We start from the raw sequence: 10,664 nt of genomic DNA on the forward strand, positions 1-10,664 counted from the left end.
TGACTGTACCTATCGCAATCATCGGCACCGGCATCGCCGGGCTCTCCGCCGCCCATGCCCTGACAGAGGTCGGGCATGTCGTTCAACTTTTCGATAAAAGCCGCGGCAGTGGCGGACGCATGTCGAGCAAGCGCAGCGATGCGGGTGCTCTGGACATGGGCGCGCAATATTTCACCGCCCGCGATCGCCGCTTCGTCACTGAAGTCCAGCGCTGGCAAGGCAACGGCTGGGTCGCTGAATGGATGCCGCAGCTCTACACCTACCATGGCGGCCAGCTCAGTCTGTCGCCGGACGAACAGACGCGCTGGGTCGGCACGCCGCGCATGAGCGCCATCACCCGCGGCCTGCTCGGCGACCTGGAAGTGCATTTCGCCTGCCGCATTACCGAGGTCTATCGCGGCGAGGAGCACTGGCATCTGCAGGACGCCGAAGGCTTCACCCACGGCCCGTTCAGTCATGTGATTATCGCCACGCCGGCGCCTCAGGCGACTGCACTGCTGGCCTCCGCGCCGAAACTCGCCGGTGCCGCCGCCGGGGTGAAAATGGACCCGACCTGGGCTGTCGCGCTGGCGTTCGAGACACCGCTGGATACGCCCATGGAAGGCTGCTTCGTACAGGACAGCCCGCTCGACTGGCTGGCTCGCAACCGCAGCAAACCCGGGCGAGACAACACACTCGACACTTGGGTTTTGCACGCCACCAGCGCCTGGAGCCGGCAACATATAGACCTGTCCAAGGAAGCGGTGATCGAGCAATTGCACGGCGCATTTGCCGAGCTGCTGCACGACGCCATGCCCGCCCCGACCTTCAGCCTCGCCCACCGCTGGCTCTACGCCCGCCCCGCCGGGAGCCATGAATGGGGTGTACTGGCCGATGCCGACCTGGGCCTTTATGTGTGCGGCGACTGGTGCCTGTCCGGCCGTGTCGAAGGCGCCTGGCTCAGCGGCCAGGAAGCCGCTCGCCGCTTGCATGCACACCTGCAGTGAACCGCATTAATCCGATCAAGTTGCTGCTGTCGAAATGGACAGCAGCCCATCCGCAAAACCGCGAAAAACATTTTCTGATCACCGAACTGTTCCGCGACGAGCAAGGCACGGTGCTGGAAGTTGATGGCTGGGCTGGTGGCAGGAGCTGCCGAAGACTGCGATCGTTTGATCTTCGGCGCGACGACCAAAAAGATCGCAGCCTTCGGCAGCTCCTACAGGGGTCACCTTCGCCCCAAATAAAACCTATACAAAATATTTGACTTGTACACCTTTGAATCTATGATGAAGTCATGTTGTACAGAATCAACACTCTGTACAGGTTTAGATTCGAGGTGCTCCGATGCCCCACGCCAGCGTGAAACCGAAAATCGCTATCAGCTCCTGCTTGATGGGCGCCGAGGTGCGCTTCAACGGCGGGCACAAGGAGTCGCGGCTGTGCAGCCGCACCCTCACTGACTACTTCGATTTTGTCCCGGTGTGCCCGGAAGTCGCCATCGGCCTGGGCATTCCTCGCGAACCCATCCGTTTGGTGGGTAACCCCGAACACCCCGAAGCCATCGGCACGGTCGACCCCGCGATCAATGTCACCCGGCCACTCGCTGAGTACGGTCAGAAAATGGCGGCCGAGCTGGGCGATATTTGCGGCTACATATTCATGCAGAAATCCCCGTCGTGCGGCCTGGACCGGGTCAAGGTCTACCACGCCAACGGAGCGCCGGTGGACGGCGGCGGTCGCGGCATCTACGCCCAGGCCTTTTGCGCCCTGCATCCGGATTTACCGGTGGAAGAGGATGGCCGACTCAACGACCCGGTACTGCGGGAAAACTTCCTTACCCGCGTGTTTGCCTACAGTGCCTGGCAGCAGTTACTGCAAGAAGGCCTGACTCGCCACAGCCTCACGAATTTTCACTCGCGCTACAAATACCTGCTGATGGCCCACAACCCGGTGCAATACAAAACCTTGGGCAACCTGCTGGGCAACATGGGCCAGACCGACCCGAACGAACTCGGCCCCCGCTATTTCAGCGAGCTAATGGCGGCCTTGAAAAAATGCGCCACCCGCCGCACCCACACCAACGTCTTGCAACACATAAGTGGCTATCTCAAACAGACGATCAGCCCTGAAGACAAACAGGAAGTGCAGCACGTCATCGGCCAGTATCGCCACGGTATCGTGCCGCTGGTGGTGCCGCTGACGCTGCTCAAACACTACTTTCGTCAACATCCGGATCCGTACATTGCACAACAGGTTTACCTGCAACCGCATCCGGAAAATCTCAGCCTGCGAAACGCGATCTAATGACAATCTAATGAAAAGCCCACTCGACACCAGCGCCAGCGAAGACCTCGGCGCCGACTTCAAGAAAGCCCTCGACGAAGGCTGGCTGCCGATCCGTGAGGTCGCGCGGCAGACCGGCGTCAACGCTGTCACCCTGCGGGCCTGGGAACGACGTTATGGCCTGATCGTGCCGCAACGCACGCCCAAGGGTCATCGGCTGTTCTCTGCCGAACACGTTCAACGCATCCTGACGATCCTCACCTGGCTCAATCGCGGCGTGGCCGTCAGCCAGGTCAAGCAACTGCTCGACACCCCGCAAGCGTTTACCGAATCGGTCGAAAACGATTGGCAAGTGCTGCGCCATACGCTGCTGCAAGCGGTCACTCAACTGAGCGAACGCCCCCTCGATGACACCGTCAATCAGGCGATGGCGCTGTATCCGCCGCGAACCTTGTGCGAACAACTGCTGATGCCTTTGCTGGCAGAACTGGAAAAACGCTGGCAGGGCCAGTTCGGCGCACAGATGGAGCGGGTGTTTTTCCATTCCTGGTTGCGCAGCAAATTCGGCGCACGCATCTACCATAACAACCGTCAGTTGCGCACCACGCCGCTGCTGTTGATCAATCACTCGGACCTGCCGCTGGAACCTCACCTGTGGCTCACCGCGTGGCTGATCAGCAGCGTCGATTGCCCGGTGGAGGTATTCGACTGGCCACTGCCCGCCGGTGAACTCGCGCTGGCGGTCGATCACCTGAAAGCCCGCGGCGTACTGCTGTATTCCAGCAAAGCCATGAACCTTTCGCAGCTGCCGAAACTTTTGAATGGCGTCATATGCCCAAAAATGATTGTCGGACCGACGGTGTGCATCCACCACGCCGAGTTGTCCGTAATAACTTGCGAGATCGCTGATCTGTTCCTGGCCGAAGATTCGTTGTCGGCTCATCAGGACCTGGTTCAGCGTGGGCTTATTTAATGAAGCGTGCGGACACCACCATGCAAATGATCTGGCTGCGCAGCGACTTGCGCCTACACGACAACACCGCCCTCTCGGCCGCCGCAGCCCGCGGCCCGACTGTCGCGGTGTTTCTGGTGAGTCCGCAGCAATGGCTGGAGCACGATGACGCGCCGTGCAAAGTGGATTTCTGGTTGCGTAACCTGAGTGAGTTGAGTCGCGCGTTGGGCGAGCTGAATATCCCCCTGCTGATCCGCAAAGCAGCACGCTGGGATGACGCGCCGACCGTGCTGCTTGATCTTTGTCAGCAGTTGAATATCGACGCGGTGCACGTCAACGAGGAGTACGGCATTCATGAAACCCGTCGCGATGCAGCAGTGGCCCAAGCGCTAAAGGCCAAGGGCATAACGTTTCACAGCTACCTCGACCAGTTGTTGTTCAAGCCCGGCACGGTGCTGACCAAGACCGGCACTTGCTTCCAGGTCTTCAGTCAGTTCCGCAAGGTTTGCTACGACCGGTTGCGTGGCTCACTACCGCCGCTGATCGTGGCACCCGGCGTCCAGGCTTCGCTGACGACCAACAGCGACAAGATTCCAAACCATATCGACGGGTTCGAAACTCCCGAAGAAACCTTGCGCGCTCTCTGGCCGGCCGGTGAAACCGAAGCCCGTCGCCGGCTCCACACCTTCGCCGACGCCCACATCGACTACTACAAAAGCGAACGGGATTTCCCGGCGAAACCCGGCACCAGTCAGCTTTCGGCCTATATCGCCGCCGGCGTCATTTCCCCCCGCCAGTGTTTGCACGCCGCCCTGCAAAGCAATCAGGGCGAGTTCGAAAGCGGCAAGGTCGGCGCCGTCACCTGGATCAACGAACTGCTGTGGCGCGAGTTCTACAAACACATTCTGGTGGGCTACCCTCGGGTCTCCCGTCACCGCGCCTTCCGCCCGGAAACCGAAGCCCTCGCCTGGCGCGATGCCCCCGAAGATCTCCTGGCCTGGCAAGAGGCCCGTACCGGCCTGCCGATTATCGACGCGGCCATGCGCCAATTGCTCGCAACCGGCTGGATGCACAACCGCTTGCGCATGGTGGTGGCGATGTTCCTGACCAAGAACCTGCTGATCGACTGGCGTGAAGGCGAGCGCTTTTTCATGCGGCATCTGATCGACGGCGACCTGGCCGCGAACAACGGCGGCTGGCAGTGGAGCTCGTCCACGGGTACCGATTCAGCGCCTTACTTCCGGATTTTCAACCCGCTGAGCCAGTCGGAAAAATTTGATGCAGAAGGCGTGTTCATCAAGCGCTGGCTGCCGGAGCTGGCCGGGCTCAACAAAAAAGAAGTGCACAACCCGGCGGACGTGGGCGGGTTGTTCGGTGTGGCGGATTATCCATCGCCGATCGTCAACCTGAGCACTTCCCGCGTGCGCGCCTTGGCCGCGTTCAAGAACCTGCCCTCGCGACAGAACGCGGGTGGTGCCTATGAGTGATTTCCTGCGGCGCTTTGCCCGGCAGTTTGCAGACCTGAACAAAGACAACCTTCAGCGCCTGAATGAGCTGTACACCGCCGACATTCACTTCACCGATCCGCTGCACGAAGTGCAGGGGCTTGGGCAACTGCGCGGCTACTTCGCCGGGCTCTACGCCAACGTCAGCGAACTGCGTTTCGATTTTCACGGCTTCGACCAGATCGGCGAAGGCGAAGGTTATCTGCGCTGGGTCATGAGCTACCGCCATCCACACCTGGCCGGTGGCCGGTTGATTCAGGTCGACGGCTGCTCGCACCTGCTCTGGCGCGACAAGGTTTATCGCCACCGGGATTACTTCGATGCCGGGGCACTGCTTTATGAACATTTACCCGTATTGGGTCGGGCGATTGCCTGGCTGAAAAGGAGAATGGGATGAGTTTTACACCTCCACGACGATATTGGCTGACCGGTGCCAGCAGCGGCATTGGTGCCGCGCTGGCCGAAGAAATACTGAAAACCGGCGCCCACCTGGCCGTCAGTTCACGTTCGGTGGCGCCACTGAAAGCCTTGTCGCAGCGTTATCCCGGGCAAGTGATGGTGGTGGCCGGTGACCTGACCAACAGCCAGACCGTGCGTGAAATCGGCGAGCAGATTGCTGCAGACTGGGGCTCGCTGGATACGGTGATCCTCAATGCCGGGACTTGCGAGTATGTCGACGTTCAGCAGTTCGATTCGTCGCTCGTCGAGCACGTCGTGCGCACCAATCTACTGGCCAGCAGTTATTGCATTGAAGCCGCCCTGCCCCTGTTGCGGGCCGGCACCGCGCCGCATCTGGTGGGCGTCGCCAGCTCGGTGACCTACCTGCCGCTACCGCGGGCCGAAGCCTATGGTGCGTCGAAGGCCGGGCTGCGATATCTGTTCGAATCGTTGCGCATTGACCTGGCGCCGGAAGGCATCGAAGTCACCGTGGTCAGCCCTGGGTTTGTCGACACGCCGCTGACGGCGAAAAACGACTTCCCGATGCCACTCAGCTGGCCAGTTGGCAAAGCTGCGCGGCACATCTTTGCCAAACTCAAGAATCGTCCACTGGAGATCGCTTTCCCGGCGCTGTTCATGGCAGCCCTCTGGCCACTGTCGAAAATGCCCAACCGCGTGAAGCTCGCCATCGGCAAGCGCATGGTGCGCAGCAATCCGCCGATCAAGGATGTGCCGTGAACATTGCCATCATCGGCAGCGGCATCTCGGGGCTGACCAGCGCTTACCTGCTCAATCGCAGCCACGAGATCACTCTGTTCGAGGCCAGCGACTGGGTCGGCGGTCATACCCACACCGTGGATGTGACCGTGGAGGGCCAGCGCTATGCCGTGGACACCGGCTTCATTGTGTTCAACGACTGGACCTACCCCAACTTCATTCGTCTGTTGGGTGAGCTCGGCGTGAGTTTCAAGCCCACGGAGATGAGCTTCTCTGTCACCGACCCGGACACCGGTCTTGAATACAACGGCAACAACCTCAACAGCCTCTTTGCCCAGCGCCGCAATTTTTTGTCGCCGGGCTTCTGGGGCATGCTGCGGGACATTTTGCGCTTCAATAAAGAAGCACAGCGCGACCTGGCCGAAGGGCGAATCGCCGCCGACACCACGCTGGATCAATACCTGAAGGCCGGCGGCTACGGCGAGCGTTTCATCCTGCATTACATAGTGCCCATGGGCGCGGCAATCTGGTCGATGTCCATGGCCGACATGCTGGGTTTCCCGTTGCAATTCTTCGTCAGGTTCTTCAAGAATCACGGTCTGCTGTCCGTCAGCAATCGCCCGCAATGGTGTGTGATCGAGGGTGGTTCAAGCGCTTACGTTGCACCGTTGACCGCCTCGTTTCGCGAGAAGATTCGTCTCAACTGCCCGGTTACTCGGGTCGAGCGCGATGCGGATGGCGTGGTGATCCACAGCGCCGCCGGCAGCGAGCGCTTCGACAAAGTCGTGTTCGCTTGCCACAGCGATCAGGCCCTGAACCTGTTGGCCGAATCTAGCGACGCCGAACAATCGATCCTCGGCGCCCTGCCCTACGCCGACAACGAAGTGGTGCTGCACACCGACACGCGGCTGTTGCCCGAGCGAAAACTCGCCTGGGCCAGCTGGAATTATCGCCTCGGGGGCGCCGGCCACACGCTGGCTGCGGTCACCTATGACATGAACATCCTGCAAGGCATTCAGAGCGATACCACCTTCTGCGTCAGCCTCAACCAGAGCGCCGGTATCAGCCCGTTCAAGGTGCTCGCCAAATACACCTATGCCCATCCGCAATACAGCCTGGCAGCGGTTGTCGCGCAGGAACGCTGGGAAGAATTGAATGGCGCACAACACTCCTATTATTGCGGCGCCTATTGGGCCAACGGTTTCCACGAAGACGGCGTGGTCAGCGCCCTGCGTGTTGCCCGGTCGTTCGGGGAATCCCTGTGAACAGCGCCCTCTACAGCGGCTGGATCGCCCATCGACGATTTGCCCCAAGGCCTCACGAATTCAGTTACCGGATCGGCCTGCTGTACCTGGACCTCGACGAACAGGACGCGGTGCTCGGGTTATCGCCACTGTCGGGCAACAGCCGATTTTCGCCCTTTTCGTTTCGCGAAAGTGATTACCTCAAGGCCTTCACCGGAAGCGGCATGCGCCTGATCGACGCGGTGCGCCAACAGGTCGGCGAGGCTATCGGGCACGTGCCACAAGGCTCGATCTGCCTGCTGACCCAGCCCCGCAGTTGGGGCCTGTCGTTCAACCCGGTGAGTTTTTTCTATTGCCATGAAGCCGACGGACAACTGGCGGCGATTCTCGCCGAAGTCACCAACACCCCATGGCGCGAGCGATATCACTACGTGTTACCCGCCAAAGCCGCGCAAGACCTGCGCGACTTTCATCAACATTTCGCCGTGGCCAAGGCCTTTCACGTGTCGCCGTTTTTACCGCGCGATCTCGAGTACCGGATGAGCTTCAGCCCCGCCGCAAAAAAACTCGGCGTGCACATGGCCGACTGGCAAGGCGAACTGAAACTGTTCGACGCCACGCTCAACCTGAAACGCGAAGCCCTCGATCGCGCCAGCCTGCACGGTTACCTGCGGCGCTTTCCGTGGATGACCGCGAAAACCTGTCTGGCGATTTATTGGCAAGCTCTGCGCCTGCTGCTCAAACGCACACCGATATTTGCTCATCAGGCTGCCGATGGCAGCTTTCAAACCGCCACCGTTCCGCCCAAGGATCGCCGTCATGAAATCCTCTAGTGTCTCGGTCAAGGCCAACCTGTTCAGCACCAACGGCCTCACCGGATCGCTCCTGCGCCGGGGCGTATTGCGGCAACTGGCGCAGCTCAAACACGGGCAGTTGGTGGTCGTCGAAGACGGCGAACGGCATGTATTTGGAACTGCGGGCAGTCATTTGCTGGGGGAGATTCATATCCTCGACGCGGCGGCGTGGGGCCTGGTGGCGAGCAACGGATCGATCGGCGCGGGTGAGGCTTTTATCCATGGTTATTGGAGTTCGCCGGACCTGACGGCGGTGGTCCGGGTGTTCGTCAGCAACCTTGAAGTGCTGGATGCAATGGAGGGCGGTCTGGCGAAACTCGGCCGGCCTTTCGTACAGGGGCTGCATTGGCTCAATCGCAATACGCGCAAGGGCTCACAGAAAAACATCGCCGCCCACTACGACCTGGGCAACGACCTGTTCGAACAGTTCCTCGACCCGACCATGATGTATTCGGCGGCGCAGTTCCTTACGCCAGAGGACAGTCTCGAACAGGCGCAGATGAACAAACTGGAGCGGATCTGCCAGAAACTCGCCCTTAAACCGAGCGATCACCTGCTGGAAATCGGTACGGGCTGGGGCAGCATGGCGCTTTACGCGGCGCAGAATTACGGCTGCAAGGTCACCACCACCACGCTCTCCAAGGAGCAGTACGCCTTTACCGCACAGCGAATCGAAGCCCTAGGCCTGCAAGACCAGGTCACACTGCTGCTCAAGGATTACCGCGACCTCACCGGCCAGTACGACAAACTGGTGTCGATCGAGATGATCGAAGCCGTGGGCCATCGCTTCCTGCCCACTTACTTCAAACAATGCGCACACCTGCTCAAAAGCAACGGTTTGATGCTGTTGCAGGCGATCACCATCCGCGAGCAGCGCTACGAACAGGCCAAGCGCAGTGTCGATTTCATTCAGCGCTACATATTCCCTGGCGGCGCCCTGCCCTGTGTGCAGAAGATGCTCGAGATCGTCAGCCGCGACACCGACATGAACCTGCTGCACATGGAAGATTTCGGCCTGCACTACGCGCGAACCTTGCGCCTCTGGCATGAAAATTTTCGTCGAGCCCAAGGCCGCTTGAGTGAATTGGGCTACGACGATCACTTCCTGCGCTTGTGGGAGTTTTACCTGTGTTACTGCGAAGGCGGGTTCCTGGAGCGCACCATCGGTACTGCGCAGTTGCTGCTGGCCAAACCCGCAGCCATCACCGCGCCGCTGCTGGGACGTTTCGATGCTTGAAAAGCTGGCCAATGCCGCGTTGTTCCAGCTCGGCTGGTTTGTTTGCGTGGTGGGCGGCAACAGCTTGTGGTTACTGGTGGCGGTAGGGGCGCTGGTGATTCATCTGCTGTGGATAAGCAGCTGGGAGCAAGAAGGTCGGCTGATCCTCAGCGTGGTACTCATCGGCACGGCGGTGGACAGTGCATTGCGCTGGCTGGGAGTGTTCGAGTTCATGGATCTCCCGCCATTGATTCCGCTGTGGCTGATGCTGCTTTGGGCGTTGCTGGCAACTACCCTGCGCCACTGCCTGCTGTGGAGCGCCGAACCCTGGTGGCGGGCGAGTCTGCTGGGAGCGGTGGGTGGACCGCTGTCGTACTACGCCGGTGGACAACTGGCGGGGGTGCAATTTCCCTACGGACACCTGCCGACACTGATCGGCATCGGCCTGCTCTGGGCACTGCTGTTTCCGCTGCTGCATTTCATGGCTCAGCGGCGAGCTGAGGATAACCGCAGCTGAGCGTCCGTCAGGCCTTTCACACAGTACCGGCTCACTGCCTTACACTGGGCGCCATGAAAACCATTCCCCATACGCAAATCGCCGAGCCTGCGGTCACCTGCTCGACCTGCGCAGCATGCTGCTGTCAGCTCGAAGTCATGCTGATCACGGACACGGGCGTGCCCGAACGTTTTATCGATACCGATGACTGGGGCGGGGAGGTCATGCTGCGTCTGGATGACGGCTGGTGCGCCGCGCTGGATCGCAACACGATGATGTGCACCATCTATGAAAAACGCCCGTTGATCTGCCGGGAGTTCGAGATGGGCGCACCAGAATGCATCGACGAACGCCAAGGGATTACCACGGCGTATCGCTGAATCTGAATGAGGATCTAATGTGGGAGCGAGCCTGCTCCCACATTTAAAGCGCCAAGGCTTACAACGGCATCGTGTAATGCAGCGCGTAGCTTTCTACACCATCGTTCGGGCTGCTCAGCCCGGCATTTGAATAGTGCGTCGCACGAATCCCGACTTCATGTCCGCCCGTAAAGCGCAGCCCAAAACCGAACCGGTCTTCAAACTGAAAGGCATTGCCGAGGTTGTTGTTTTCGACTTCGGTATTGGCGAACAACGCTATGCCAACCCCCAACTCCAGGTAGGGTTTGACGGTCTGCCCGGCAAACTCGTAAACCAACACCGGGGAGAACGACAGGCTGTGGTTGCTGGAGGTCTTGTCGCCTTCCCAATAGGTGTAGGCACCGCTCCAGTAACCAGTCAAACGACCGATATCACTCTGCAACCAGCTCTTGTCCCAATCGAATTGCATGCCCAGTCGGTAGGTCATGGTCGACTCGCTAGTCTGACCGACCGCGAACTCCACGCCTGCCGCCTGTGCGGTAAAACTGTGCCCCATCAGTGCGGCCGCAATCGCGGCCAAGCAGAATAGTCGCTTCATTAGAAACATCCTTTTCCGAA

At 60.0% G+C, this 10,664-nt stretch carries 13 protein-coding genes; 12 read left to right on the forward strand and 1 reads right to left on the reverse strand.

Going from position 1 to position 10,664, the window contains the following annotated elements; all coding sequences use genetic code 11:
* The 12 genes from WLY71_RS14175 to WLY71_RS14230 all read left to right on the forward strand — a co-directional run.
* Positions 1–986, forward strand: a 986-nt coding sequence (locus WLY71_RS14175) for an NAD(P)/FAD-dependent oxidoreductase (RefSeq protein ID WP_347804042.1), incomplete at its 5' end; no start/stop codon positions are given.
* Positions 983–1,246, forward strand: coding sequence for a TIGR02450 family Trp-rich protein (locus tag WLY71_RS14180; protein WP_347804043.1), 264 nt, complete (start codon positions 983–985; stop codon positions 1,244–1,246). The genes WLY71_RS14175 and WLY71_RS14180, both read left to right, overlap by 4 nt.
* An 80-nt stretch (positions 1,247–1,326) precedes the next feature.
* Entirely contained in the window at positions 1,327–2,286 is a 960-nt protein-coding gene (locus WLY71_RS14185) for a YbgA family protein (RefSeq protein WP_347804044.1), read from the forward strand.
* A 10-nt stretch (positions 2,287–2,296) separates the two neighbouring features.
* Positions 2,297–3,238, forward strand: coding sequence for a MerR family transcriptional regulator (locus tag WLY71_RS14190; RefSeq protein WP_347804045.1), 942 nt, complete (start codon positions 2,297–2,299; stop codon positions 3,236–3,238).
* Positions 3,239–3,258: 20 nt separating this feature from the next.
* Positions 3,259–4,704, forward strand: coding sequence for a deoxyribodipyrimidine photo-lyase (gene phrB, locus WLY71_RS14195; protein ID WP_347804046.1), 1,446 nt, complete (start codon positions 3,259–3,261; stop codon positions 4,702–4,704).
* A complete protein-coding gene (locus WLY71_RS14200) occupies positions 4,697–5,119 on the forward strand; it encodes a nuclear transport factor 2 family protein (protein ID WP_347804047.1) in 423 nt (140 codons plus the stop codon). Before phrB ends, WLY71_RS14200 begins: the two co-directional genes overlap by 8 nt.
* Entirely contained in the window at positions 5,116–5,898 is a 783-nt protein-coding gene (locus WLY71_RS14205; RefSeq protein ID WP_347804048.1) for an SDR family NAD(P)-dependent oxidoreductase, read from the forward strand. The genes WLY71_RS14200 and WLY71_RS14205 overlap by 4 nt, the downstream gene beginning before the upstream one ends.
* Complete coding sequence (locus WLY71_RS14210; RefSeq protein WP_347804049.1) at positions 5,895–7,142, forward strand: NAD(P)/FAD-dependent oxidoreductase; 1,248 nt, start codon at positions 5,895–5,897, stop codon at positions 7,140–7,142. Before WLY71_RS14205 ends, WLY71_RS14210 begins: the two co-directional genes overlap by 4 nt.
* On the forward strand, positions 7,139–7,954 hold the full coding sequence (locus WLY71_RS14215) for a DUF1365 domain-containing protein (RefSeq protein ID WP_347804050.1): 816 nt from the start codon (positions 7,139–7,141) through the stop codon (positions 7,952–7,954). The genes WLY71_RS14210 and WLY71_RS14215 overlap by 4 nt, the downstream gene beginning before the upstream one ends.
* Positions 7,941–9,212: a class I SAM-dependent methyltransferase gene (locus tag WLY71_RS14220; RefSeq protein ID WP_347804051.1), complete on the forward strand. Its 1,272-nt coding sequence runs from the start codon at positions 7,941–7,943 to the stop codon at positions 9,210–9,212. The genes WLY71_RS14215 and WLY71_RS14220 overlap by 14 nt, the downstream gene beginning before the upstream one ends.
* Positions 9,205–9,708 carry a DUF2878 domain-containing protein gene (locus WLY71_RS14225; RefSeq protein ID WP_347804052.1) on the forward strand — a complete coding sequence of 168 codons (504 nt, stop codon included), beginning with the start codon at positions 9,205–9,207 and terminating at the stop codon, positions 9,706–9,708. Before WLY71_RS14220 ends, WLY71_RS14225 begins: the two co-directional genes overlap by 8 nt.
* 53 nt (positions 9,709–9,761) lie before the next feature.
* A complete protein-coding gene (locus WLY71_RS14230; protein ID WP_008153413.1) occupies positions 9,762–10,067 on the forward strand; it encodes a YkgJ family cysteine cluster protein in 306 nt (101 codons plus the stop codon).
* Between the two features lie 58 nt (positions 10,068–10,125).
* Here WLY71_RS14230 and WLY71_RS14235 read toward each other — a convergent pair whose 3' ends face one another.
* Positions 10,126–10,644, reverse strand: a complete 519-nt coding sequence (locus WLY71_RS14235; protein WP_347804053.1) for an acyloxyacyl hydrolase — start codon at positions 10,642–10,644, stop codon at positions 10,126–10,128.
* Positions 10,645–10,664: the final 20 nt, after the last annotated feature.

It is taken from the genome of Pseudomonas rossensis, assembly GCF_039888995.1.
Classification (GTDB): domain Bacteria; phylum Pseudomonadota; class Gammaproteobacteria; order Pseudomonadales; family Pseudomonadaceae; genus Aquipseudomonas; species Aquipseudomonas rossensis.

Coding starts and splice junctions, on each gene's coding strand:
- WLY71_RS14185 (WP_347804044.1), top strand. CDS start 1,327: ATGCCCCACGCCAGCGTGAAACCGAAAATCGCTATCAGCTCCTGCTTG.
- WLY71_RS14190 (WP_347804045.1), top strand. CDS start 2,297: ATGAAAAGCCCACTCGACACCAGCGCCAGCGAAGACCTCGGCGCCGAC.
- phrB (WP_347804046.1), top strand. CDS start 3,259: ATGCAAATGATCTGGCTGCGCAGCGACTTGCGCCTACACGACAACACC.
- WLY71_RS14200 (WP_347804047.1), top strand. CDS start 4,697: ATGAGTGATTTCCTGCGGCGCTTTGCCCGGCAGTTTGCAGACCTGAAC.
- WLY71_RS14205 (WP_347804048.1), top strand. CDS start 5,116: ATGAGTTTTACACCTCCACGACGATATTGGCTGACCGGTGCCAGCAGC.
- WLY71_RS14220 (WP_347804051.1), top strand. CDS start 7,941: ATGAAATCCTCTAGTGTCTCGGTCAAGGCCAACCTGTTCAGCACCAAC.
- WLY71_RS14225 (WP_347804052.1), top strand. CDS start 9,205: ATGCTTGAAAAGCTGGCCAATGCCGCGTTGTTCCAGCTCGGCTGGTTT.
- WLY71_RS14230 (WP_008153413.1), top strand. CDS start 9,762: ATGAAAACCATTCCCCATACGCAAATCGCCGAGCCTGCGGTCACCTGC.
- WLY71_RS14235 (WP_347804053.1), bottom strand. CDS start 10,644: ATGAAGCGACTATTCTGCTTGGCCGCGATTGCGGCCGCACTGATGGGG.